This window comes from Tardiphaga sp. 862_B3_N4_1 (assembly GCF_051811085.1).
GTDB lineage: Bacteria > Pseudomonadota > Alphaproteobacteria > Rhizobiales > Xanthobacteraceae > Tardiphaga > Tardiphaga robiniae.
The window spans coordinates 507620-532840 of sequence record NZ_JBPWQB010000001.1; the positions used below are offsets into that span (position 1 = coordinate 507620).

The 25221-nt window shown below is 61.6% G+C and carries 24 protein-coding genes; 10 read left to right on the forward strand and 14 right to left on the reverse strand.

What is annotated here, in order from left to right:
* Positions 1-6 precede the first annotated feature (6 nt).
* Positions 7-663 (forward strand): NUDIX domain-containing protein, encoded by a 657-nt coding sequence (locus tag AB8B02_RS02425; RefSeq protein ID WP_439062422.1) that lies wholly within the window; start codon positions 7-9, stop codon positions 661-663.
* Here the strand turns inward: AB8B02_RS02425 and AB8B02_RS02430 are convergent.
* On the reverse strand, positions 647-1498 hold the full coding sequence (locus tag AB8B02_RS02430) for a C40 family peptidase (RefSeq protein WP_439062423.1): 852 nt from the start codon (positions 1496-1498) through the stop codon (positions 647-649). The genes AB8B02_RS02425 and AB8B02_RS02430 overlap by 17 nt on opposite strands.
* Positions 1491-2873: a leucyl aminopeptidase family protein gene (locus tag AB8B02_RS02435; protein ID WP_439057440.1), complete on the reverse strand. Its 1383-nt coding sequence runs from the start codon at positions 2871-2873 to the stop codon at positions 1491-1493. Before AB8B02_RS02435 ends, AB8B02_RS02430 begins: the two co-directional genes overlap by 8 nt.
* Positions 2874-3046: 173 nt before the next feature.
* On the opposite strand from AB8B02_RS02435, the gene AB8B02_RS02440 reads away from it, so the two are divergent.
* Positions 3047-3850, forward strand: coding sequence for a tetratricopeptide repeat protein (locus tag AB8B02_RS02440; RefSeq protein WP_120288694.1), 804 nt, complete (start codon positions 3047-3049; stop codon positions 3848-3850).
* Between the two features lie 54 nt (positions 3851-3904).
* Here the strand turns inward: AB8B02_RS02440 and AB8B02_RS02445 are convergent, their stop codons facing one another.
* The 9 genes from AB8B02_RS02445 to AB8B02_RS02485 all read right to left on the reverse strand — a co-directional run bounded on the left by AB8B02_RS02445 (position 3905) and on the right by AB8B02_RS02485 (position 12745).
* A complete protein-coding gene (locus AB8B02_RS02445) occupies positions 3905-4879 on the reverse strand; it encodes a type II secretion system F family protein (RefSeq protein ID WP_175365649.1) in 975 nt (324 codons plus the stop codon).
* Between the two features lie 10 nt (positions 4880-4889).
* Positions 4890-5864: a type II secretion system F family protein gene (locus AB8B02_RS02450; protein ID WP_309947396.1), complete on the reverse strand. Its 975-nt coding sequence runs from the start codon at positions 5862-5864 to the stop codon at positions 4890-4892.
* Between the two features lie 10 nt (positions 5865-5874).
* Positions 5875-7329 carry a CpaF family protein gene (locus tag AB8B02_RS02455; protein WP_093759229.1) on the reverse strand — a complete coding sequence of 485 codons (1455 nt, stop codon included), beginning with the start codon at positions 7327-7329 and terminating at the stop codon, positions 5875-5877.
* 21 nt (positions 7330-7350) lie between these two features.
* Positions 7351-8619 (reverse strand): AAA family ATPase, encoded by a 1269-nt coding sequence (locus AB8B02_RS02460; protein ID WP_089261540.1) that lies wholly within the window; start codon positions 8617-8619, stop codon positions 7351-7353.
* A complete protein-coding gene (locus AB8B02_RS02465; protein WP_439063011.1) occupies positions 8616-9356 on the reverse strand; it encodes a CpaD family pilus assembly protein in 741 nt (246 codons plus the stop codon). Before AB8B02_RS02465 ends, AB8B02_RS02460 begins: the two co-directional genes overlap by 4 nt.
* A gap of 17 nt (positions 9357-9373) precedes the next feature.
* Positions 9374-10828: a type II and III secretion system protein family protein gene (locus AB8B02_RS02470; protein ID WP_439063012.1), complete on the reverse strand. Its 1455-nt coding sequence runs from the start codon at positions 10826-10828 to the stop codon at positions 9374-9376.
* Positions 10829-10845: 17 nt separating this feature from the next.
* Positions 10846-11631 (reverse strand): Flp pilus assembly protein CpaB, encoded by a 786-nt coding sequence (gene cpaB / locus AB8B02_RS02475; RefSeq protein ID WP_089261538.1) that lies wholly within the window; start codon positions 11629-11631, stop codon positions 10846-10848.
* 121 nt (positions 11632-11752) lie between these two features.
* Positions 11753-12277 carry an A24 family peptidase gene (locus AB8B02_RS02480; RefSeq protein ID WP_439063013.1) on the reverse strand — a complete coding sequence of 175 codons (525 nt, stop codon included), beginning with the start codon at positions 12275-12277 and terminating at the stop codon, positions 11753-11755.
* Positions 12278-12580: 303 nt separating this feature from the next.
* The gene (locus tag AB8B02_RS02485; RefSeq protein ID WP_089261533.1) at positions 12581-12745 is read right to left on the reverse strand and encodes a Flp family type IVb pilin; all 165 of its coding nucleotides are present in this window, start codon (positions 12743-12745) and stop codon (positions 12581-12583) included.
* Positions 12746-13030: 285 nt separating this feature from the next.
* Between AB8B02_RS02485 and AB8B02_RS02490 the strand changes: the two genes are divergently transcribed.
* The 4 genes from AB8B02_RS02490 to AB8B02_RS02505 all read left to right on the forward strand — a co-directional run bounded on the left by AB8B02_RS02490 (position 13031) and on the right by AB8B02_RS02505 (position 16714).
* The gene (locus tag AB8B02_RS02490) at positions 13031-13858 is read left to right on the forward strand and encodes a sterol desaturase family protein (protein ID WP_089263571.1); all 828 of its coding nucleotides are present in this window, start codon (positions 13031-13033) and stop codon (positions 13856-13858) included.
* 1007 nt (positions 13859-14865) lie between these two features.
* Positions 14866-15363 (forward strand): pilus assembly protein N-terminal domain-containing protein, encoded by a 498-nt coding sequence (locus AB8B02_RS02495; RefSeq protein ID WP_439063014.1) that lies wholly within the window; start codon positions 14866-14868, stop codon positions 15361-15363.
* Positions 15364-15539: 176 nt separating this feature from the next.
* Complete coding sequence (locus AB8B02_RS02500) at positions 15540-16088, forward strand: TadE/TadG family type IV pilus assembly protein (RefSeq protein ID WP_320447145.1); 549 nt, start codon at positions 15540-15542, stop codon at positions 16086-16088.
* Between the two features lie 17 nt (positions 16089-16105).
* Positions 16106-16714: a TadE/TadG family type IV pilus assembly protein gene (locus AB8B02_RS02505; RefSeq protein ID WP_320447146.1), complete on the forward strand. Its 609-nt coding sequence runs from the start codon at positions 16106-16108 to the stop codon at positions 16712-16714.
* A gap of 151 nt (positions 16715-16865) precedes the next feature.
* Here the strand turns inward: AB8B02_RS02505 and AB8B02_RS02510 are convergent, their stop codons facing one another.
* From AB8B02_RS02510 to AB8B02_RS02520, 3 genes are all read right to left on the reverse strand, one after another.
* Positions 16866-17078, reverse strand: coding sequence for a cold-shock protein (locus AB8B02_RS02510; protein WP_011474122.1), 213 nt, complete (start codon positions 17076-17078; stop codon positions 16866-16868).
* A gap of 307 nt (positions 17079-17385) precedes the next feature.
* Complete coding sequence (infA, locus tag AB8B02_RS02515) at positions 17386-17664, reverse strand: translation initiation factor IF-1 (protein WP_068733922.1); 279 nt, start codon at positions 17662-17664, stop codon at positions 17386-17388.
* A gap of 24 nt (positions 17665-17688) precedes the next feature.
* The gene (locus AB8B02_RS02520) at positions 17689-19206 is read right to left on the reverse strand and encodes a DEAD/DEAH box helicase (RefSeq protein ID WP_120288701.1); all 1518 of its coding nucleotides are present in this window, start codon (positions 19204-19206) and stop codon (positions 17689-17691) included.
* Positions 19207-19696: 490 nt separating this feature from the next.
* On the opposite strand from AB8B02_RS02520, the gene urtA reads away from it, so the two are divergent.
* From urtA to urtD, 4 genes are all read left to right on the forward strand, one after another.
* Positions 19697-21019, forward strand: a complete 1323-nt coding sequence (gene urtA, locus AB8B02_RS02525) for an urea ABC transporter substrate-binding protein (protein WP_068733926.1) — start codon at positions 19697-19699, stop codon at positions 21017-21019.
* A gap of 204 nt (positions 21020-21223) precedes the next feature.
* The gene (gene urtB, locus AB8B02_RS02530; RefSeq protein ID WP_439063015.1) at positions 21224-22834 is read left to right on the forward strand and encodes an urea ABC transporter permease subunit UrtB; all 1611 of its coding nucleotides are present in this window, start codon (positions 21224-21226) and stop codon (positions 22832-22834) included.
* A 320-nt stretch (positions 22835-23154) separates the two neighbouring features.
* A complete protein-coding gene (urtC, locus tag AB8B02_RS02535; protein WP_120288702.1) occupies positions 23155-24327 on the forward strand; it encodes an urea ABC transporter permease subunit UrtC in 1173 nt (390 codons plus the stop codon).
* Positions 24327-25175: an urea ABC transporter ATP-binding protein UrtD gene (urtD, locus tag AB8B02_RS02540; RefSeq protein ID WP_439063016.1), complete on the forward strand. Its 849-nt coding sequence runs from the start codon at positions 24327-24329 to the stop codon at positions 25173-25175. Before urtC ends, urtD begins: the two co-directional genes overlap by 1 nt.
* The last annotated feature ends 46 nt before the right edge of the window (positions 25176-25221 follow it).

Genomic DNA, 25221 nt, shown 5'->3' on the forward strand with positions numbered 1-25221 from the left:
GACACGATGACGAAAGACAACGATCACCGTCCCACCATTACGGACCGTGCTGCCGATGTCGCTGTCTCGGCCCCGACGGTGGTCGGACGCGGCTTCATGACCTACGAACGGTACGACATCGCGATCATTCGCGCGGACGATGAGACGTTGCGGCAGCAGCGCGACGTGCTGCGTGCGAGCAAGGTGGCAGCAGTAATTCCCATCGATCTGGAGCGCGGCAAGATCGTACTGATCCACCAGTTCCGTTTGCCGGCGCATCTGGCCACGGGGCGTGGCGAGATGGTCGAGATCGTCGCCGGGCGGATCGATGGCGATGAAACGCCGCTCGCCGCCGCTGCGCGAGAATGCGCGGAAGAGATCGGCGTAACGCCGCAGCGTTTGTTTGAACTCTATAGCGTGCTGCCGACGCCAGGCTGCACCGACGAATATATCACGTTCTTTCTCGGCTTCGTCGACAGCAGCAAAGTGTCTGTTCGGGGCGGCCTCGTCGGAGAGACTGAGGATACGCGGCCCTTCGTGGTCTCCATCCACGACGCGATCGCGGCGCTGGATAGCGGTGTAATTCACAATGGCCTAATGGTGAGTGCCCTACAGTGGTTGGCGCTACATCGTGACCGACTGCAGGACTACTACGAGCGCGCGGTGCCTAGTCCAGCCGTTTGATGCTCGTGACATTGCTGCCGGCCGCCCTGATCCGCGCAATGGCGTCTTTCGTGTCCTCGATGGCCGTTGCCATGTGATGCGCATTGGCATGCACGATCGTGTCGGCATCGCGGGCGATGGCGACGTGGCCCTTCCAGAAGATCAGGTCGCCGCGCTTCAGATGCCGCATCTCGGCGTCTGTCAAGGCGCGGCCGAGGCCGCTCTCCTGCATGTCGCTGTCGCGGGGGCATCCGGTTCCCGCGGCGGTCAGGGCGATTTGCACCAGCCCGGAGCAATCGATACCGAGGCTGCTTTTGCCGCCCCAGAGATAGGGCGTGCCGACGAAGTGCTCGGCGACCGCAACGAAATCGTTTTCGAACGCATCGATCTCCGCGACATGCCGCCGCGGTACACAATGTCCGGCATTCGTCATCGCAAACGCATCTGTCATCTTGACGATGGCCAGGCGCGCGCCCAGCGGCAGCGTATCTGTCGGCGGCAGCTTGATCGAGGGCCCAGGAAAAAGGAACGTCCGGAGCGCGGTCACCTTGTGTGTCGGTGTCGGCCCGGGTGGATAGAGTGCGAGATCCGAGAGCCAGCCGACATAGCCGTCGCCATTGAGTTGGCCCCAGGCCCAGCCTTCGTCGTTGCGGTCGTAGATGGTGAAGCGCTCGCCCTTCAAGGCCTGCGTATTCATTTCTGCGCCGGAGAATGGTTGGAGCCGCATGGAGGCGACGCCATCGGCAACCTCGAATTCTTCGCCGTCGACGAAACGTGCGGCCTCGACCTGACCTTCAAGATATCGCGCGGCCACGTCTGGCCGCGCGGGTGTGAGCCTGGGGTCGCGTTTATCCATAGCGTTGGCTCAATAGTTGATAGATCGCGCGCGCAGCCTGACATTCGCCGCCTTCGGGGCGCGCCGGTTTCGCCGACGGCGTCCAGCCATAGATATCCACGTGAAGCCAGCTCTTCGCGGCTTCGACGAAACGCTGCAGAAACAGCGCGCAGGTGATCGAGCCCGCAAAACCGCCGGAGGGCGCGTTGTTGATATTGGCGACCTTGGAGTCGAGCCAGGCATCGTAGGGAGCCCAGAGCGGCAGTCGCCAGAGCGGATCGTTCTGCTCCTTCGCACAGCGCGCGATGTCCAGTGCCAGCGTCTCGTCATTGGTGTAGTAGGGCGGTAGATCGGGTCCGAGCGCTACGCGTGCAGCGCCGGTCAGCGTGCCCAGATCGACCAGCAGGTCCGGCTTCTCCTCGTCGGCATAGGCCAGTGCATCGGCCAGCACCAACCGCCCCTCGGCATCGGTGTTGCCGATTTCGACCGTCGGCCCCTTGCGCGACTTGAAGATATCAAGCGGACGAAAGGCATTGCCGGCCACGGCGTTCTCGACAGCAGGGATCAGCACGCGCAACCGCACTTTCAGCTTGGCGTCCATTACCATCAGCGCCAGCGCGAGAACATTGGCCGCACCGCCCATATCCTTCTTCATGATCAGCATGCCGCTCGATGGCTTGAGATCGAGGCCGCCGGTGTCGAAGCAGACACCCTTGCCGACCAGTGTCACTTTAGGATGCGACGGATCACCCCAGGAGAAATCGATCAGTCGTGGCACGCGCGTCGAGGCCATGCCTACGGCGTGGATCAGCGGAAAATTCTGTTGCACGAGGTCGTCGCCCACGATGCAGTTGAACTCTGCGCCAAAACGCGTGGCGAGATCCCTGGCGGCCGCGGCGAGTTCTTCCGGTCCCATATCGTTCGACGGCGTATTGATGAGATCGCGCGCCAGTGCTGCAGCCTCGGCCATGCGGCTGATATCGGCGACATCGATACCATCCGGCGGCACCAGCTTCGCCTTGGGCTCATCATTCTTGCGATAGCGGCCGAAACGATAGCTGCCGAGCGCAAAAGCCAGTACGGCGAGGCGGGTGTCGTGGGGGGCGTTGGCGAAACGGTAGGTGCCGGGCGGCAGCAGGCCAGGCAACTGTCCGGGGCGGAACAGGTCACGGAAGGTCGCGCTGTCGTCTTCCAGTCCGAAGATCACCTGGGCAATGGCGCCGTCCTCTGCTGGCAGCGCCAGCCACGCGCCGGGCTTCGCCGCAAAACCGTTGGCCGCGGCGAAAGCTCTCGCCCGCGCGGGGAGTGCCGCGCTGATTTCGGGCCAGGTCGTCTTGGTCGCGAAGGTGATCGGTATGGCGGATGCGGCGGCAGCGGTCTCGAAGGCGGAATGCATATGCGGAATCTCGCGAAAGGGAGCGGCAATGACACCCGAAGCGCAAAGGGCGTCAAGCGACGGTATGGGAGGATATGGCGCGGTCTGCACCGATTAACCAGCCATTAGGGTTAACACTCTATTGCTGAAGGCGTCCGGCCCGCCCGTTCGCGCCATTGTTGAGTCAACCTGTCATGCGTCAGCCCCCTTGTCTTGCCCGGCTTTTGACGACCGCGGCGGTGACCGCGATCCTGGCCGCAGGCCTTGCCGGCTGCAAGACGGCGGGCATGTCCGATATCACCGGTTCCCTTGGCGCTCGGGCGGAAGCACCAAGCGATACCGATCCCGCGCGTGCTGCCGAAGTCTATGGCGAACGCTATCGCGCCAATCCCAAGGATGCTGACGCTGCCCTGCGTTACGGCCAGGCGCTCCGGGCCAACGGCCAGCGGGCCCAGGCCGTTTCGGTGTTCGAACAGGCGACGCTGACGAATCCCGGCAACAGGCCGCTGCTGGCAGGCTACGGCCGCGCGCTGGCCGACGCCGGCAGCTTCCAGCGCGCCTTCGATGTGCTGACCACCGCACATAGCCCAGCCAATCCGGACTGGCGTATCCTGTCGGCACAGGGCGCCGTCCTTGACCAGATGGGGAGGCATGACGAAGCCCGCCGTTACTACGACAGCGCGCTGAAGATCAGGCCGGAGGAGTCGTCCGTGCTCTCCAATCTCGGTCTGTCCTACATGCTCTCGAAGGATCTGCCGCAGGCCGAGGCGACGCTGCGCCGCGCGCAGGGCCGCGGCAATGTCGATCCGCGCGTTCGCCAGAATCTCGGTCTCGTGGTTGGCCTGCAGGGCCGGTTCGGTGAAGCGGAATCTATCGTGAGGGCTGACCTGCCCCCAGACGAAGCAGCGGCGAATGTCGCCTATCTCAAGCAGATGCTGAGCAGTAAAGGTCAGCCCCGCCTGGGCGCCCGGGACGACGACGCGCCGCGTCGGTCGTAATTTCTCGCAGGTCAAATTTCGCAATGACGTTGAGCAAGGCCAAGCTCACCGGCCTCACTGCATCGCTGCGACCTTGATGCCCGTTGGGCCGAGAATGACGACGAACAGAACCGGCAGGAAGAACAGGATCATCGGCACCGTCAGCTTCGGCGGCAGCGCGGCGGCCTTCTTCTCGGCTTCGTTCATGCGCATGTCGCGGTTTTCCTGCGCCATCACGCGAAGGCTCTGACCGAGCGGAGTGCCGTAGCGTTCCGACTGCATTAGCGCCAGACAGACTGATTTGACGCCCTCCAATCCGGTACGCTTTGCGAGGTTCTCATATGCAACCTTGCGATCCTGCAGATAGGACAGTTCGGCCGTGGTCAGTGTGAATTCCTCGGCCAGCGCCACCGACTGCGTTCCGATCTCGATGGACACGCGGCGAAACGCGACTTCGATGGACATGCCGGATTCGATGCAGATCAGCAGCAGATCGAGAGCGTCCGGAAACGCGCGGCGGATCGAAAGCTGGCGTTTGGTGATTGCATTCTTGAGAAAGATCATCGGCGCCTGCAGGCCAAGATAGGCGGCACCGAGGCACATGCCGATCTTGATGGGCATCGACTGTTCCATGCGCGAGATGACGAACACATAGAGGATCGCGAAGACGAGGAACACGATCGGCGTGACGGCGCGGAAGAACAGGAAGGTGATATAGGGCGCTTGGCCGCGATAGCCGGCCATGACCAGCTTGTCGAGCGCGGCTTCCTGCGCCAGCCATTTGCTGAGGTTGAACTCGGTCACGACCTTGGAGACCAACTGCTTCGGCGTCTGGCGCAGCGACACTCTCTCGCCTTTCGCCATGCGGTCCCGCTCGCGCTGCCGCAGCCGCTCCCGTTCGCTGGCGACCGCTTTCATTCGCTTGGCGAGGCCATCGCCGGCGAATAGCGGCGTCAGCAGGCTGTAGGCCGTTGCCGCAACCGCGATCGCGGCCAGCAGCATCGTCATGAAACGGATGTCGTGAAGCTTTGCTATCAGGAGATCGAGCATGCTGGCACCATCAGAAGTCGAAGTTGATCATGCGCTTCATGACGTAGATGCCGCAGGACATCCAGACCACGCAGGCCGCCAGCATCAGGCGGCCTGTCGGATGGGTCCACAGCAGCGAAATATATTCAGGCGTGCTGAGATAGACGAGCAACATCACGATCGGCGGCAGCGAGCCGATGATACCGGCGGACGCCTTGGCTTCCATCGACATGGCCTGGATTTTCTCGGCCATCTTCTTGCGGTCGCGCAGCACTTTGGAGAGATTGCCAAGAGCTTCCGAGAGGTTGCCACCCGACTTCTGCTGAATCGCGATGACGATGCCGAAGAAGTTGGCCTCCGGAAGCGGCATGCGCTCATAGAGCCGCGCACAAGCATCGCCGAGCGGCATACCTATGGTCTGAGTTTCGATGATGGCAAGAAATTCGCTGCGCAGGGGTTCGGACGCGTCGGCGGCGACAACCTTGATCGAATCGAACAGCGGCAGGCCGGCTTTGATACCGCGAACGATGACGTCGACGGCATCCGGCAGCGCCTTGAGGAATGCGGCTTCGCGCCGCTTCTTGAGAAAGCTGAGAATCCAGCGCGGCAGGCCGAAGCCGGCGGCGAATCCGAGACCGGCGGCCGCGAGCAGACCGCCGCCAAACATCATGGTCATTAGGAAGCTTCCGCCTCCCAGAATGCCGGAGATCACCATGAATTTCTGGTCGCTCCAGTCGAGGCCGGCCTGCGCGATCCGGATTCCGAGCGGGATCTTCTTTTCCTTCTGGAGACGTGCTTCGACTTCCTTGAGAGATCCTTCGACCTGCTCGCGCCGGGACCGCTGGTTTCTGTCGACCTGGCGCGCCACGGGCTCCGTCCGCGCGACCGATGCACGGCGGGTTTCGGCCTTCTTCTCGCCGGACAACAGCGGATAGAGAAAAACCCAGGCCAGACCGCCGACAGCGATGCTGGCCATGAATGCCAATGCGAGCGCCTGCATGTTCATCATTCGCTCCTCAGTTCGGCGCTATGACTTCGGCAGCATCGAGCGCCGCCGCGAGCCGCTTCTCCTCGCCGTAATAGCGGGCACGATCCCAGAACCGCGGGCGGCCAATGCCGGTCGAGCGGTGCCGTCCGATGATGTTGCCGTTGGCGTCTTCACCGACCATGTCGTAGACGAACAGGTCCTGCGTAATGATGGTGTCGCCTTCCATGCCCATCACCTCGGTGATGTGCGTGATGCGGCGCGAGCCGTCGCGCAGACGGGCGGCCTGTACGATGACGTCGATCGACGCGCAGATCATTTCGCGAATGGTGCGCGAGGGCAGCGAGAAGCCACCCATGGTGATCATGGATTCGCAGCGCGACAGCGCTTCACGCGGATTGTTGGCGTGGAGGGTGCCCATCGAGCCGTCATGGCCGGTATTCATCGCCTGCAACAGGTCGAATGCCTCGGGTCCGCGGACTTCGCCGACGATGATCCGCTCCGGACGCATACGCAGACAGTTACGCACCAGTTCGCGCATCGTGACCTGGCCTTCGCCCTCGATGTTCGGCGGCCGGGTTTCGAGCCGCACCACGTGGGGCTGCTGCAGCTGAAGTTCAGCGGCGTCTTCGCAGGTGATGATGCGCTCGTCGTCGTCGATATAGTTGGTGAGACAGTTCAGCAGCGTGGTCTTGCCCGAACCGGTACCGCCGGAGATCAGCACGTTGGCGCGGCAGCGGCCGATGATCTGAAGGATCTGGGCGCCGTCCGGCGAGATCGCGCCGAATTTGACCAGCTGCTCGAGCGTCAGCTTGTCCTTCTTGAACTTACGAATCGTCAGCGCAGGACCATCGATGGCCAGCGGCGGCACGATGGCGTTGACGCGCGAGCCGTCGGCAAGACGAGCGTCGCAGATCGGTGAGGATTCATCGACGCGGCGGCCGACCTGGCTGACGATGCGCTGGCAGATATTCAGCAACTGCTGATTGTCGCGGAAGCGGATGCCGGTCTTCTGGATCTTGCCGGCGACTTCGATGAACACCGTGCCGGCACCATTGACCATGATGTCGGCGATGTCGTCGCGCGCCAGAAGCGGCTCGAGCGGCCCGTAACCGAGCACGTCGTTGCAGATGTCGTCGAGCAGTTCTTCCTGCTCGGCAATGGACATCACGATGTTCTTGATCGCGATGATCTCGTTGACGATGTCGCGGATTTCCTCGCGCGCGGATTCGCCGTCGAGCTTGGCGAGCTGCGCGAGGTCGATCGCCTCGATCAGGGCGCCGAAAATCGTCGCTTTGACCTGATAGTAATTTTCGGAGCGGCGCTCTGCGATGACGGGGGCAGGTGCGGCGCGAGCGGGTGACAGCGGCGGCGATGACACAGCTGGTGGCGCAGACGCAGCCATCGCGCCGGGAGAGGGCTCCGGCGCGCTGGCGGGTTTGACGGCCCGGACATCGGTATCTGTTCCGCTACGCTTACCAAACACGACAACACTCCATGCGGCGGATTATTTCGACCGCAACTTCTCCAGGAACGGACCCAGGAAGGATCCTCGTGGCTTCTTGGCCTCGCCGCGGCCCGTCAGCCGCTGCGCAATTTGCAGAAAGAGTTCGGTGGTGCGATGACCGGCGGCAATTTCGGCAATCATCTGCCCGTTGTTGGCGGCCGAGCCGAACATCTGCGGATCGAACGGGATCGTGACGATCGGCGGTGTCTCGATGGCCTTGGCGAATTCGCTGGCGCTGATTTCGGGCCGCTTTGGAACGCCGACCTGATTGAGGCAGTACAGCGGTGCGCGATCATTGGGGCGTGAGGCCTTGATCAGATCGTACATGTTCTTGGTATTGCGCAGGTTGGCGAGATCCGGTGCTGCAACGATCAGGATGTCGTCCGCGCCGATCAGGGCCCGCTTGGTCCAGCCCGACCATTGATGCGGCACGTCGAGCACGATGCAGGGCATTGTTGACCGCAGCGTGTCAAAGATCGAGTCGAAGGCCTCGGCGCCAAAATCGTAGACGCGGTCCAGCGTGGCGGGGGCAGCCAGCAGGCTGAGATGGTCGGTGCACTTCGACAGCAGACGATCGATGAAGGCGGTGTCGACACGATCCGGCGAAAACACTGCGTCGGCGATGCCTTGCGGCGGGTCCTGGTTGTAGTCCAGCCCGGCGGTTCCAAAGGCAAGATCGAGGTCGGCGACAACGGAGTCCAGTGCCAGATCGCGCGCGATCGCCCAGGCGACGTTGTGAGCGATGGTGGACGCGCCGACGCCGCCCTTGGCGCCGACTACGGCAATGATACGGCCGACCGCCTTGGCTTCCGGCGCCGAGAACAGTCCGCAGATCGAACGAACGACGTCGATAGTCGCAACAGGCGCGATCACGTAGTCGCTGACGCCGCGACGAACGAGCTCGCGGTAGAGCGTGACATCGTTGACCTTGCCGATCACCACCACGCGGGTGCCGGAATCGCAAACCGTCGCCAGTTGATCCAGGCCAGCGAGAATGTCGCCGCGCGGTTCGGTCTCGAGAACAATGACGTTCGGCGTCGGTGCCGATCGATAGGCCTCGATGGCCGCAGGCATGCCGCCCATCTGGATCTTGATGTGAGCCTTGCCCAGGCGCCTGTCCTCGGCGGCGGCCTGCACAGCGGCAGCGGTTTCCACGGTCTCGCAGAACGCCTGCACCGACACCCGCGGTGCCGGAGCAATATGCTCCTCTGCCGCGGGTGTTGCGGCGGAGGGCTGCTCGTCTGCGGTTTTCTGCGCGTAGCTAATCATTGGCCCACATTGCTGATTTTGGTCTTGTCTTCGGGATAGGTCGTCGCGGTGCTCTCACCCTTGCGATACTTGTCCAACACGAACGTACGTCGGCCCGCATAGACAGGGGTTTCGGCGCGCGGCTGAACCAGATCCGAAGGATTGGCGACCATGGCGGCGAGATTGCGTTGTTGTGCACAGCCGAGATTGTAGTACGGCTTGTTCGCGAGATAGCCCTTGTTCTTGATCGACGACGCAAGGTCGTCGGGCCAAGTGCCGCACGGACCAGCCGAAGCCGCGATCAGCGGGTAGCTGACGCGGATGGTCGGCAACATACGCGGATCACTCGGCTGATAGCTGCGCATCAGGACGCCGTTCTGCGGCACGCCGATCGCCATCAGGAGTGAATGAACCTCACGATAAGACTCTTTGGCGGCGCGTGCATTCGGTGTATTGACCGGCACCTCCGCGGTGATGACGCCGGTGCCTTCGCGTAACCAGTCCTGACCGAGCGATATGACATCCGCGCGCTGTGTGGCCGACAGGCCGCCGCGCTGGCTACCGACGAAGACCTCGGTGGTCTTGGCCCGTTCTTCGACAACGATGGGATGCCGCAGCCGGTAATCGTCCGGTATGCTCGACGTGGTGTCCTGCGCAACGGTCTTGCAGCCGCCGAGCGCAAGCGCCAGGAACAGCAGCGCGCCGGTGGCAGCCCGCGTGCGCGAAGAGTGTATCGCTGTGTGATTGATCATGGTCATCGGATACTTGCCCCGTCTCAATCCGTGATGAAGCCGAAAACGCCGCGATAGCTGCGCGTCGGTTGGGTCGGCTCGGTGCGGTGCGGTGCGCCATAGATGCGGTTGACGTTGCCGAGCAGATCGGCCTGCGGATCGGATGCATCCACGAAGCCGTCATCCGGACGCGAGAGATCCTTCTGCGCGACGGCGCGGACCACATAGGGCGTGACCAGGACCATCAGCTCGGTGTTGTTGTTGACGTAATCCCGGCTGCGGAACAGCGTGCCCAGCACAGGCAATTGCGACATGCCCGGCAGGCCGCTGATGGCCGCTTTGGTCTGCTGCTTGATAAGGCCGGCCATCACCATCGAACCGCCGGACGGAATCTCGAGCGTGGTGTCCGCACGGTTGACCTTGATCGCCGGGATCGAGGTTCCGCTGATCGTGACGGAATTTTCCTGCGATAGCTCGGAAACTTCGGTGCCGACACGCAGGCTGATACGACCTTCGCTCAGAACCACCGGCGTAAAGCCCAGCGAAATACCGAATTTCTTGAAGGTGATCTGCGTCGTGCAGATCCGCGTCGTGGGATCGCAGGTATTGCCGCCGGGGACCGGGAATTCACCACCCGCAAGGAAATTGGCGGTCTCGCCGGAGATCGCGGTCAGCGTGGGCTCGGCAAGCGTCCGGATGACGCCGGCGTTTTCCATCGCTTTCAGCGTCGCCGTGACGGATGGCGTCGATCCGAAGGATGCCTTGAGGGCATTATCGGAGACCAGGCTGCCGCCGCGCGCCGTGAACGGGTTGCTATTGTTGAAGTTGACGACGGACGTGCCGTAGCTCATCGATGCCGACAGATCGACGCCGAGCTGCTTGACAATGTTGCGCTGGACTTCCGCAACGGTGACCTTGAGCATGACCTGATCACGCCCGCGCACCGAGATGCTGTTCACGACCTTGTCCATGCCGCCGACGAGGCGCGCCGCGAGGTCCGCGGCCTGCTGCGCTTCGACCTGACTCGATGCCGTACCCGACAGCATCACGCCCTCGCCGAGACCTTCGATGCGAATATCCGTATTGGGCATAGTCTGCTTGAGCGCGGCCCGAATACCATTCAGGTCGCGCGTGACGGCGATATCATAGGCGGCGATCTGCTGGCCGTTGACGTCGAAGAATACGATGTTGGTCTGGCCTACGGTCGCACCGATGATGTAGGCGCGCTGCGCCGAACGCACGACGGCGTTGGCGATCTTGGGATCGGCGACCAGCACATCCTTGATGTCGCGCGGCAGGTCGATAACGATCGACTTGCCGATGCCGAGCGGCAGGAATTTTGCGTTCAAGGCGCCGGCGCTGCCGGCTTGCATGGATGCGGAGTCGGCCGCGAAAACGGGCGTCAATACGGGATTGATCGTGAGCGCCGTGATGGCGGTGAGCGACAGCGCGCGGGCTGCAAGAGCCCGCATCGATCCGCCTGTTGTGATGCGCTTCATCGCCTGCGTCCTCTTGATCACTTCGTCATGGTCGCGGTCGACGGGATGCCGTAACGCACGATGCTAATACTGTCGCGCTTACCGCCATTGGGATCTTCAACCGGCGCAGGCGCGTTAGCGTCGACCAGGGCCCGCAATGCCAGTGAGATCGTGCCGCTCTGCCGCGCGCGGGCGAGCAACTCGGCCTGTTCGGGCTTCAATTCGAGCGTTGCGGTCTTGCCGACGACTGAGTTCTGACCGTCCTTTTCCTTGGGCGCCTGATCGATGGCGAGGATGCGGATATTGTTCAGGATGATCTCGGAGTTGATGACCTCAATGCCGCTGCGATCCGTACCGCGTTCGCGCTTCGACAGGATCACGTCGACGCGGTCGTTTGGCAGGATGAAGCCGCCGGCGCCAGTTTCCGGCGAAATTTCGGTGGAGACGGCGCGCATGCCGGTCGGCAGAACGGCGGCCATGAAGCCAGCGCCATTGGCGCGTACCAGTTTCGGTTCGCGGATCGGTTCGCCGGCAATGAAGGCCGACCGCGCGATGGAGCCAGCGATTTGCGTCGCTGCGTCCGGGCGGCTGTTACGGCTGATGACATTGGTGCTCGCCGCTGATGCGGGCCAGGACTGCCACTGGACATCATCGGGACCGAGCGCCTGACCGAGCGCGATATCGGCCTTGGCAACGAGAACGTCAGTTGTCGGGGCTTCGGCGACCTGAGGGGGCGGCGGTGCGTCTGATGTGCTCGCAAGATATAGCGCCACACTGCCAGCGCCGAGTGCAATGGCGAGGACCACAATGCGTGCGGTATTCATACGCTTCAACTTTCCACATTACGCCGCGACGCTGCCGCCGCTGTAACGGGAGTTGACCAGTTATTCGTCAAAGCATGGTTAATGAGCGGTATCTAAATCGCGTTAATAGAAAGTTCCGATCTTAGTGAAGCGCGAGACGCGCCAGGTCGATCGTCTTCACCCATCCGGTGTCGGGGTAAACGAGCAGTGCGCCGAGGGCGAGGGCAATACCGTAGGGGATGCCGGTTTCCTTGTGATGCAGACGCATCAGCCAGGCCTGGCCGCCGAGCGCATAGGGCAGCGGCCACTGCCGGAACTGGAGCAGCAGCAATGTGAGCGCGCCGCCGAACAGCGAGGCGTAAAGGAGGTAGTTCAGGAGATGGTCGAAGCCGAACCACAGTCCCGCAGCTGCGGCGAGCTTGGCATCGCCGCCGCCGATCCAGCCGAACGCAAAACAGGCGAAAGCGACTACCAGCACGGTCGCCCCCGCGCCGAGATGCGACAGCGCATCGTGAAGACCCATCCCACCGAAGATCGCCAGCACGGCGAAGCCCGCCACCAGCAGCAGCGAGATACGGTTCGAAATGGTCATCGTGAAAAGGTCGCTGATCGCCGCATAGGCCATCAGGCCCGGGAACAGCAGGAGGCGCGTCAAATCGAGGATCATGGCTTCAAGGGCCCGTTACGGCGACGACGGAAAACCTAGCCAGCAGAAATGAACAATCGGACAACAAGAAAGAATTTACCAAACGCTGGCGATCCGAATCGCGACGGCGACCAGCGCGAGAATCAATGCGGCGCAGACCAGGCCGGCGGGGTCGCGGAGCGAGATCTGAAGTCCCTGCAGGACGGAGCGGGGAATGTCGGGGTGTCTCATACGCATTACACTTTTGACGACGACGGCTCAGCAGCATCCCGAAACAAAAAAGGCTCCGGACACCGGAGCCTTTGATGCACTCGTAACAGTCGCTTACTTGAGCGAGCCGTTGATCGAGGTGAACTTGCCGTTCAGGTTCGAGCCGAGGCCGTTAACGACCGCGATGATGGCCAGCGAGATGCCGGCAGCAATCAGGCCGTATTCGATAGCGGTGGCGCCGGACTCATCCTTCATGAAACGCGAAACGAGGTTCTTCATAATACAAAACTCCATATGTGCACGTGGCTGTCGATCGTGATGCCTGGTCTCCCCGGCGTTCTCAGCACCGTGACCATGAGGGAACACTAGGAGTGGGGAATTGCAGTGCGGTTAATTCGATTGATGAAAGTCGGTCGCATTTGTCTCTTCTTTTGCACGGTAAATACCTACTTAAAGCGATTTTAGAATGACTTGGGTGTGATGACACCAGGCGTGTCCTTTTCGCTTCATCGCTCCTTAAGCATACCGCGGTAACTCTTGGCCTCCGGAGCCTACGAGGTCGCGATGACTATACTCCCCATGGAAGTCCTGAACATGTTCGGCGAGACCATCATGAAGGTGGTGCCGATCACGCTGGTTGTTGCGGTGGTCTTTACGGTGCTGACGCATTTCTGGGCCTGCAATCCCGGCAAGCACTGGTGGCGCAAGACGGAGATCGTGACCGACGTGGTCTACTGGTTCTTCGTGCCGCTGATCACCCGCGTCGTGCGGATCGGACTCCTCGTGGTCGGCGCTGCCGTCGTCTTCAATATTCACGATGCCGATGAACTGATTGCCTTCTACGACAACGGCCACGGGCCGCTGGCGCAGATGCCGCTCTGGGTACAGGGGATCTTCTTCCTCGTGGTGTCCGACTTCATGCTCTACTGGCTGCACCGGATGTATCACGGCGGCGGCTTCTGGAAGTACCACGCCATCCATCATTCGTCGGAAGAGATCGACTGGATCTCCGCTGCACGGTTTCATCCGGTCAACCTGTTTCTCGGCACCGTCGCGGTCGACGTGCTGCTATTGATGGCCGGTATCTCGCCGAACATCATGCTGTGGGTCGGCCCGTTCACGACCTTCCACTCGGCTTTCGTGCACGCCAATCTGAACTGGACCCTCGGGCCGTTCAAATATGTGCTGGCGACGCCGGTGTTCCACCGCTGGCACCACACGTCGCTGGAGCGCGGCGGTAATACCAATTTCGCCGGCACGTTTCCGATCTGGGACATCATGTTCGGGACCTTCCGCATGCCGAAGGGTGAACTGCCGGACAATTACGGTGTCGACGGCGAGCCTTTGCCGACCGAATTCACCGGGCAACTCGCCTATCCGTTCAAGCAGTAGCGCGCTCTATCTTTTCCCTCCCCCAAGCGCGGCGTAACCGCGCTTGGGGGAGGGATGCCTCTGGCGCCTGTGCGTCATCGCTGATTCAACTGTCAAACAGCCACTGCTCTTCAGACATGCGTCATCGCCCCCATTGTTTGCGGCGCGGGGGCGCCGTCGTCTCTTGCATTCCCGCCCCCTTGTGAGAGGGCGTGCGGAACGCCGGGTGCCCGATGCACCCTTGGGCCTGATGCCGATGCGGTCTTCCGCAAGGGGTAATGCATCAGGACTTTCGGAAGCACGAGCGATTGCCCAGCGTTCCGCCTGCGGTGTTTTTTCGGTTGCTTGCACTTTGCCTCGACGAACGCTCCGATCGCGAATTAAAGTCCCAAGGCGATGGGAAGGGAGCCTCAAGCGACTAGGCCGGACACGTTTTGACTTGGTCGTCCGTCACACTGTCCAGGAGTCTTTCCATCCGAAGGTCGGCCGTCTCCTGCCAGTGACAGTGCTGGCGCAGATCCGTCCTGCCCGAAGACAGACGTCACCCCCAAACCGCGTGACGCCGCATCTCCGGCGTCCACCGCATCCTGCCCCGCGAACGTGACGATCGCGATCGCCCCTCTCGGTGGGGCAGGACGAAGGGGAATATAAACCTTATAGGGATGGTGTCAACGGGAGATAGGAAAAAATGTTTGGGCGCTGTCTTGCCGCCCCACACTGTCATTCCGGGGCGTGCGCGCATCTTTACGTGCGCGAACCCGGAATCCCGATCTGTTTTGCGCTGAACATGTCGAGATTCCCCGCCGCTCCAGGTGGCGTGGTTGAGGTTCTCACTGCAGTGGCCTCGCCGCCTTCGAGTGCCCCGGAATGCCAGTCAATCCAGGCTTCCTAAGCCGGGACAGCGTCCATCATGCACCCTGCCACCGCCGTTTCCAGTTCCTTCATCAATTAACGGCACATTTGCCATGTCGGGCGCCGGCACCGCTGCGTATCTGCTTTTGTCGGCTTGTATCGTCCCGGAGTACAGGATGTCGTTTCAGTCGAAGCGCGCGCGGATGCGCGCGGTGTTTGTGGTCCGTGCTCTGGCGGCAGGGACCATGCTGTTGCCGGTGGGCGGTCTTGCGGCCCCTGCGAATGATCTGATCGCAGTCAGCGTCGATCAGGCCAGGCTCGTCAAATTTCCCGAGAAGATCGCGACCATCGTGGTCGGCAACCCCTTGATCGCCGATGTGACGCTGCAGGCCGGCGGCATGGTTGTCATCACCGGCAAGAGCTATGGCGCCACCAATGTGATTGCCATTGATCGCCAGGGCTCCGTGCTGATGGACCGCGTTATTCAGGTGGAAGGGCCGACCGACAAGGTCGTGACGGTCTATCGCGGTATGAGCCGGGAGACCTATAGCTGCGCGGCGAATTGCGAGCGGCGTTTGACGCTGGGTGACGGGGAAACCTTCTTCAAGTCGACGATGGATCAGGCCGGCGCCATCGGCAGTCAGGCCGCGACGATAGGGGCGAGGAGCAACTAAGCCACCACTTTTCGTCGGTCAGACCAATCCCGCCGGACCATCGCAAGCGTCCTGCCACATGGTTAATTGCGGGTTAACGCATCGAGCCGTGTTGTCTCGATCCGGCGAAACACTTCAACAATCTGTTTCCGATACATCTCGGCGGTAGTTACTTCCTATCACCGAGGCACTTGCAGATGCTGCTACCGCTGATCTCGATGGCGACGCTCGCCGGGCGGCTGCGCCGCTTCGGCCATAACAGCAGCGGCTCGGCCGCGGTCGAATTCGCTATGATTGCGCCGGTCTTCTTCGCGCTGATTTTTGCCATCATGGAAACCGGCATGGTGTTCTTCGCCGGTCAGGTCCTTGAAACCGCTGTCGAGGATGGTGCGCGGTCGGTCTATACGTGTTCCGCTGCAGCTAAAGTCGTCGATTTCAAAACGCCGATCTGCGCGCGCACATCGGCGCTGATGGATTGCGCCAAGATCGACATCGACGTGCGCTCGTACGATCCCGGCACAACGATCAACATTTCGAATCCGATCGACGCCGGCGGCAACTACGTGTCGACGAATTTCGTCTACGAGCCGCCGGCCTGTCCGACCAGCAAGACGGTGGTCGTGCGCGCCTTCTATCAGTGGCCGCTCTATGTGACGGGCCTCGGCTACAACATCGCTAATATCGATCGCTTAAAGACCACCAACAAGCGATTGCTGGCCGCGACAGCGGCTACCGGGCCGCAGTGATGGCAGGGATCGGGACAATGCGCGTGCGGATGGCAGCACTGGCAGCCTGGCGACGGGCCTTGCTGTTGCGAGACGATACGAGAGGCGTCTCCGCGGTCGAGTTCGCGATGATCATTCCGCTGATATTCCTGATGTTCTTCGGCATGCTGGACCTTACCAACGGCTTTGCCATCGATCGCAAAGTCAGCCAGATCTCACAGGGCATGGCCGACCTGGCGTCACGTTACACGACACTGGCGGAAACCGATGTCTCGAATTTCTTCATCATCGCCGATGCGATGCTGACGCCCTATGACAAGACGCAGCTCAAGGCGTCGATCAGTCAGGTATATATCGATCCGTCGACCAAGATCGCCAAGGTGGTGTGGACGCGCGGCGATTTTCTTGTCGGGAAAGTGGTCAGGAAAGTGAACGACATCGTATCGGTTCCCACCAATCTGATCGTCAAGGACGCCAACGGGAACTATCTGCCGAACCAGTATCTGATCCTCGGCGAGGCCAACTATGACTACGTGCCGACGATCGGCTGGGTCGTGCCGAAGGGCGGGCTCGCGCTGTCCGATGCGATGTTCACGCGACCGCGGCAAACGTCATGCGTCGTGATGGTGACGAGCTGCACGCCGTAACTTGCGATCATGCGCTGCGCATTTGTAGTTGCAGCGAACGATCGTCGGTCCACTTTCCCGGATCATGCTTCAGCAAAAAGGCCGCGCTCAAGAGCGCGGCCTTTTCGTATTCAGTCGATCAATGCGCAAGCATCAAGCTTGCGAGTGACGTTTAGCCTGCGGCGCGAAGATTGTCGGCCGACGACTTGCCGGAACGACGGTCAGCAACGATTTCGTAGCTGATCTTCTGGCCTTCACGCAGGGTGCCGAGACCGGCACGCTCAACGGCGCTGATGTGAACGAACACGTCGTTGCCACCATCGTCTGGCTGAATGAAGCCGAAGCCCTTGGTCGCGTTAAACCACTTCACTGTTCCCATGCTCATGGGGGTAGTCCCTTCTCAAAGATATAGTGTAGCCCACGCAACAGATGTGGGCTGGTGACATCGAATTTTTGGAAGGGTCGTCAGTCTAGACCGGCTGCACCGGGGGATAGATAATGTCGTCCGGCCGAAAATCGATTAACTCATATTAGGGGAAGCGCCCCCTCAAAACAATCCTGACGCGCACGATTTTTTGATTGCGCACGAACGGTCAGGAACGCTTACCCATCCGCGCATCGCGAGTGATCCGATGCGCGGATGGGTTGTCGTTGCGATTTTAAACTGTGGACAGTTTAATCGCTGGATGCGGTTAGCGGCGACGGAACTGACCGCGCGGCGGTGCGCCACGCGGAGGACCGCCGGGACGCTCGTCCTTGTGGCGGAAAATCAGACGACCCTTTTCGAGATCGTAGGGCGACATCTCGATGGTCACGCGGTCGCCGGCCAGCGTCTTGATGCGGTTCTTCTTCATCTTGCCGGCGGTGTAGGCGACGATTTCGTGTCCTGCGTCCAATTGCACGCGATAGCGTGCATCGGGGAGGATTTCGGTCACCAGTCCTTCGAACTGGATCAGCTCTTCTTTGGCCATTGTTAGCTCCAGATCGATCGGCTGTTAGCGTGGCCGCTGGGTGCGGTTCGGGGTTGTATTCGGTCGGCTTTCGCGGTGCAGGAAGGCAACGCCCTGCATCCCTTCTTTGGTCGCAGTTCCAGCCTGGTTGGCCGGACGTGAGATCGGCTCATGCCGTGCATTCTCGTGTCTCGCATTCTCGTTCCGACCATGATCGCGGTTCGGCTGCGATGCGCCGCCGTTGCCGCCATGAGGACGACGACGATTGCGCGCGTTCTTGCCGGGCGCTCCGTCATTGCTGCGTGGTGCGTGCGGGGCGGAGCGACCGTTGCGCTGACCGCCACGGTTCTGGGAAGGCGACGGCCCCACGTCGTTGCGGCCTGGGGTGCGGCGGTCTTCCTTCGGAAGCGAAATGCGGATCAGCTTTTCAATATCGCGCAGATACGCCATTTCCTCGCCCGCGCAAAGCGAGATTGCGATGCCTTCGCGTCCGGCACGGGCCGTACGGCCGATTCGGTGGACATAGGTTTCCGGAATATTCGGCAGGTCGAAGTTTACCACATGGGTGATGCCGTCGACGTCGATGCCGCGGGCGGCGATGTCGGTGGCCACCAGGGTGCGGATTTCGCCGGTGCGGAACTGGGCCAGCGTGCGCTCGCGGTGGTTCTGCGACTTGTTGCCGTGGATCGCGGCGGCGGCGATGCCGGCGCGCTCGAGCCCCTTCACGACCTTGTCGGCGCCGTGCTTGGTGCGGGTGAACACCAGTGCGCGGTCAACCGTCTCGGTCTTGAGGATCTGGGCAAGGATCGTCGGCTTGGCGGAGTGATCGACCAGCATGATCCGCTGGCTGATGCGCTCCACGGTGGAGGCGACGGGGGTCACCGCGACGCGGGCCGGATCCTTGAGCATTGCTTCGGCAAGATCGGCGATGTCCTTCGGCATGGTGGCCGAGAAGAACAGCGTCTGGCGCTTGACCGGGAGCTTGGCGACGACTTTGCGGATGTCGTTGATGAAGCCCATGTCGAGCATGCGGTCGGCTTCGTCGAGCACCAGGAACTCAACCATGTTGAGCTTCAGGCCGTTGCTCTGTACGAGGTCGAGCAGGCGGCCCGGGGTGGCGACGAGGACGTCCACGCCCTGCATCAGCGAACGGACCTGACGGCCCATCGGCACGCCGCCGATGGCCAGCGCCGATGCGAGGTGCATATGGCGCCCATAGGCGTTGAACGAGTCGAGGATCTGGCCGGAGAGTTCGCGGGTCGGGCTCAGCACCAGCACGCGGCAGGTCTTGGGCTGCGGCTTGATGCGGTTCTCGAGCAGGCGGTGAAGGATGGGAAGCGCGAAGGAAGCGGTCTTGCCGGTGCCGGTCTGGGCGATACCGATCACGTCCTTCCCGGTAATGGCAATCGGGATGGTCTGGGCCTGGATCGGGGTCGGGGTCGTGTAGTTTTCTTCTTTAAGCGCACGGGTGATGGGATCGGCGAGGCCGAATTCCTGAAAGGTGGTCAAAAGATTAATCTTTCCAAAGTGAAAGCAGGCGCCCGGCCATGATTCAAAGACCATGGGGCCAGGGAGCGCGCGAGTGTGTCTGGGACACCCGCGTGTTTGGGGCGTCAGTTCTGGTTAGCTGAAGGGGCAAGCCAGAAACCGTCGAACTGCCCTGAGGAGATCAGAGTAAAGACGGGATCAGAACACGCGGCTCGCAAGGACCTGATGATTCTCTAGGTCGTTCGATTGATATGGAACAGCAAGGCGGCGGATTCAAGGTCAATCGGTGCGAGGGTTAAAACCAGCGACAAAATACCGCTGCATGAAATTTAGACACGAGGCAATTTTTGGCGATTATTTAAGCTGTTTGCCGTGTGCATGATCAATTTTTCTGCACAATAAATAAACAAGAAAACCTCAGCGCTTTCCGAAAATCGAAAACATGCGAGTAATCCCAATAGCTTAACGTGTGTTCGAGGGCTGGCACACTTCTTGCGATCTCCTTAACGCGCCGGCCGTGGGGCCGTTCCGCATTGATTTCGTCTGCGTCAGGGAGAGACCGCACATGATTACCAATTTGACTCACGCAATAGCCAAGCCGATCTCGCGTCGCAGCCTGATGGCCGCGGCAACGGGTCTGGCTCTGGGCCTGTCGGCATTTTCGCCGGCCAAAGCCGCAGACGACACCATCAAGGTCGGCGTTCTGCACTCGCTGTCGGGCACCATGGCGATTTCCGAGACCACGTTGAAAGACACCGTGCTGTTCATGATCGATCAGCAGAACAAGAAGGGCGGCGTGAACGGCAAGAAGCTCGAAGCCGTGGTGGTCGATCCCGCTTCAAACTGGCCGCTGTTCGCCGAAAAGGCGCGCGAGCTGATCACCAAGGACAAGGTTGCCGTCGTGTTCGGCTGCTGGACCTCGGTGTCGCGCAAGTCGGTTCTCCCGGTGTTCAAGGAACTGAACAACATCCTGTTCTATCCCGTGCAGTACGAGGGCGAAGAGTCCGAGCGTAACGTGTTCTACACGGGTGCTGCTCCGAACCAGCAGGCGATCCCGGCTGTCGACTACCTGATGAAGGACGAGAAGGTGAAGCGCTGGGTGCTGGCCGGCACCGACTACGTCTATCCGCGCACCACGAACAAGATTCTCGAAGCCTACTTGAAGTCGAAGGGCGTCAAGCAGGAAGACATCATGATCAACTACACGCCATTTGGTCATAGCGACTGGCAGACGATCGTGGCCGACATCAAGAAGTTCGGCTCGGCCGGCAAGAAGACCGCCGTGGTCTCGACCATCAACGGCGATGCCAACGTTCCGTTCTACAAGGAGCTCGGCAACCAGGGCATCAAGGCGACCGACATTCCGGTTGTTGCGTTCTCGGTGGGTGAAGAAGAGCTCGCCGGCATCGACACCAAGCCGCTGCTCGGCCATCTCGCGGCCTGGAACTACTTTCAGTCGATCAAGAATCCTGAGAACGAGAAGTTCATCAAGGAATGGCAGGCCTTCACCAAGAATCCGAAGCGCGTGACCAACGACCCGATGGAAGCCACCGTGATCGGCTTCAACATGTGGGTGAAGGCGGTCGAGAAGGCCAAGTCGATCGAAGCCGACAAGGTCATCGACGCATTGCCCGGCATCGAAGCCAAGAACCTGACCGGCGGTACCTCGAAGATGCTGCCGAACCACCACATCACCAAGCCGGTGTTCATTGGCGAGATCAAGGCCAATGGCCAGTTCGACGTGGTCTGGAAGACCCCGGCGCTGGTGGCTGGCGATGCATGGTCGAAGGAGCTGGACGGCTCCAAGGACCTGATCGGCGACTGGGTCGGCAAGAAGTGCGGCAACTTCAACACCAAGACCAACAAGTGCGGCGGTCAGGGTTCGTAAGTTAGCTCCACACACTCTCCGTCATTGCGAGCGCAGCGAAGCAATCCAGTTCTTTCTTGTTTGCGGCTTCTGGATTGCTTCGTCGCTTCGCTCCTCGCAATGACGGTTGATGGTTTCGTGTCTATCTCGACTCTCGAGACTCCCAAAACTGGAGAAGGCGGTGAATCCGTCGCCTTCTCTTTTTTCTTCGGCCGGGGTTTTCCAGTGACTGATCTCCTTTATCGTTTCCGCGCGATCGCTGTTGCATTTCTGCTGGTAGGCGCGACCGCTATTCCGGCCTTTGCGGGTCCTTTCGAGGATGCCGTCGCCAAATTCGCCAATGACGATTTCTCCGATAGCGACGAGGCCGTGGGCATCATCGCCACCTCGGGCCATCCGCAGGCTTTCGCTGTGATCACCGCGCTGCAGGAAGGCCGGCTCTCCGCCGATCCCGACAGCAAGAAGGTTTATCTCACCGGCACCGACGGCAAGGTGACTGACGCTGCCACCGGCGAGGCCGTCACTGAGGTGCCAGCCAGTGCCGCCGCGGTGCGCCTCAACAATCGTCTGCGCCGCAATATCGAATCCGCGCTTGGCGGCCTCACGCTGATGTCGCCGGATCCCGCCAAACGCATTGCGTCGGCGCAATCGGTGTTCAAGAGCCACGAAACCGCGATGCTGCCGGTGATCGAGGCTGCTCTGGAAAAGGAAACCAACAAATCCGCCAAGCAGGCTTTCACCGAGGCCCGCGCTGCGATCCTGCTCTACAAGGAAGATGCGACCGAGGCCGAGAAGATCGAATCCATTACGATCATCAAGGGTCGTGGTGATCAGGACGCGCTGGCGCTGCTCACCAGCCTGCCGGCCGATCAGACCGTTGGTGTCGCGCGCAGCGCGGCCAGCGCCGTCACGGCGATCAACAGCCGGCAGACGCTGTGGTCGATCGGCCAGAACGCCTGGTACGGGCTGTCGCTCGGCTCGGTTCTCTTGCTCGCCGCCATCGGTCTCGCCATCACCTTCGGCGTGATGGGCGTCATCAACATGGCGCATGGCGAGATGGTGATGATCGGCGCCTATGTCACCTTCGTGGTGCAGGACGTGATCCGCACCAGCTATCCCGGTCTGTTCGATTACTCGCTGCTGATGGCCGTGCCACTGGCCTTCATCGTTGCCGGTCTGCTCGGTATCGTCATCGAGCGCACCATTATCCGCTTCCTCTATGGCCGTCCGCTGGAAACGCTGCTGGCGACCTGGGGCCTGTCGCTGGTGCTGCAGCAGGCGGTGCGCACCATGTTTGGCCCGACCAATCGCGAGGTCGGCAATCCCTCCTGGATGTCCGGCGCGTTCGAGCTGGGTCAGCTCACCATCACCTACAACCGGCTCTGGATCCTGTGCTTCACGCTTGCCGTGTTTGCGATCCTGCTGGCGATGCTGCGCTACACCTCGATCGGACTCGAGATGCGCGCCGTCACCCAGAATCGCCGCATGGCCGCGTCCATGGGCATCGCAACCTCGCGCGTGGATGCGCTGACCTTCGGTCTCGGCTCCGGCATTGCGGGCATTGCCGGCGTGGCGCTGTCGCAGATCGACAACGTCTCGCCCAATCTCGGCCAGAGCTACATTATCGACAGTTTCATGGTCGTGGTGTTCGGCGGCGTCGGCAATCTGTGGGGCACGCTGGTCGGTGCGTTCTCGCTCGGCATCGCCAACAAGTTTCTGGAGCCGGTCGCAGGCGCCGTGCTTGGCAAGATCGCCATCTTGGTGCTGATCATCCTGTTCATCCAGAAACGGCCGCGCGGCCTGTTCGCGCTCAAGGGCAGGGCGATCGAAGCATGAGGATGGCAACTACATTTCGCTTCGACGCGCTATCGTCCTGCTCCCTCCCCCCCGTGCGAAGCGAAGCTTCGCTAGGCGGGGGAGGGTCGGGGAGGGGGGTAACCCCAGGCTCCGGCGTTTGCGGGGGGGGGGGGGGGGGGGGGGGGCGGGGGGCGGGGGGGGGGGGGGGGGGGGGGGGGGGGGGGGGGGGGGCCCACCCCAGGCTCCGGCGTTTGCGGCTACCCCCCTCCCGGCGCTAACGCGCCACCCTCCCCCGCAAGGGGGGAGGGGACCATTGGCGCCGGTGCTAGCTACAATCGGGCATACTGCGGAGCCCACTCATGACGCCGCATTTCCTCACCCGCACGCTGGATCGCAGCGCCACGATCTTCCTGCTGATTGTCGCCGCGGTCGGCATTCTCATTCCGCTGTCCAACCTGCTGCTGCCGGCGGACTCGCCGCTGCAGGTGCCGACCTATCTGATGGCGCTGTTCGGCAAATATGTCTGCTACGCCATCCTCGCACTCTCCATCGATCTGATCTGGGGCTATTGCGGCATTCTCTCGCTCGGCCACGGCGCCTTCTTCGCGCTCGGCGGCTACGCCATGGGCATGTATCTGATGCGTCAGATCGGCTCGCGCGGCGTCTATGGCAATCCGATCCTGCCGGACTTCATGGTGTTCCTGAATTACAAGGCGCTGCCGTGGTACTGGTACGGCTTCGACATGTTCTGGTTCGCCGCCGCCATGGTGCTGATCGCGCCGGGCATCCTGGCTTTCGTGTTCGGCTGGCTCACCTTCCGCTCGCGCGTGTCTGGCGTGTATCTGTCGATCATCACGCAGGCCATGACCTATGCGTTGCTGCTGGCCTTCTTCCGCAACGATTTCGGCTTCGGCGGCAATAACGGCCTGACCGATTTCAAGGATATCCTCGGATTCAACGTGCAGGCCGACGGCACGCGTGCGGCGCTGTTCGCGCTGAGCTGTCTGGCACTGATCGTCGGCTTCCTCGTCTGCCGTACCATCGTGACCTCGAAGCTCGGCAAGGTGCTGATCGCCATACGCGACGCGGAATCCCGCACAAGATTCTTGGGCTACCGTGTCGAATCCTACAAGCTGTTCGTGTTCACGCTGTCGGCCTGCATGGCCGGCGTTGCGGGCGCCCTCTACGTGCCGCAGGTGGGTATCATCAATCCCGGTGAATTCGCTCCGGCCAACTCCATCGAGGCCGTCATCTGGGTCGCGGTCGGTGGCCGTGGCACGTTGGTCGGTGCGGCGCTCGGCGCGGTTGTGGTCAACTACGCCAAGACGGTGTTCACGTCCGGCGCCCTTGCTCCCTACTGGCTGTTCATGCTCGGTGCGCTGTTCATTCTCGTGACGCTGTTGCTGCCCAAGGGCATCATCGGCACCTTCAATGTGTGGTCGGAAAGCCGCAAAGCCAGCAATAGCGCGAATGCCGAGAGCGCCGCAGCGGAAGATGGCGTCACCAAACCTCATCTGGCGGAGAAGGCGTGATGACTATGATTGAAACGCCAGCCCCGGCAACGCAGGTGTCTCTCGCGCCCGCTATCATTGATCCAGTGATCGCAGCGCGCGAAGCCGAGGCCCGGCAGAAGCGCATCACCTCCGCACAGCTCTATCTCGACGGCGTCCATGTGTCGTTCGACGGCTTCCATGCCATCAATAACCTGTCGATGGTGCTCGCGCCCGGCGAGATGCGCGCCATTATCGGCCCCAACGGCGCCGGCAAGACCACGATGATGGACATCATCACTGGCAAGACCAAGCCGGACGAGGGCGACGTCTATTTCGACGGCATTCACGACCTGACGCTGCTGGATGAAACCAAGATCGCCGAGCTCGGCATCGGCCGCAAATTCCAGAAGCCGACGGTGTTCGAGAGCCAGACGATTTACGACAATCTCCTGCTGGCGCTGAATGTCGACCACAGCGTGCGCGGCACGCTGTTCTGGCGCGGCAGCCGGGGCGAGGCAGAGCGCATCGACAAGGTGCTTGAGACCATTCGCCTCACGGACTCGCGCGATCGGCTCGCCGGCAATCTCTCCCACGGCCAGAAGCAGTGGCTCGAAATCGGCATGCTGCTGGCGCAGGATCCGAAGCTGCTGCTGGTGGATGAGCCGGTGGCCGGTATGACCGACGTCGAAACGCACCAGACCGCCGAACTGCTCAAGGCCATCAACCGCGACAACAAGACAGTGATGGTCGTCGAGCACGACATGACCTTCGTGCGCGAACTCGGCGTCAAGGTGACCTGTCTGCACGAAGGCACGGTACTGGCCGAAGGCACCATCGATCAGGTGTCGACCAATGACCGCGTGGTCGAAGTGTATTTGGGGCGCTGACGCATGATCCCGAAAAGTGGAAACCGGTTTTCGGACCAGATCATGC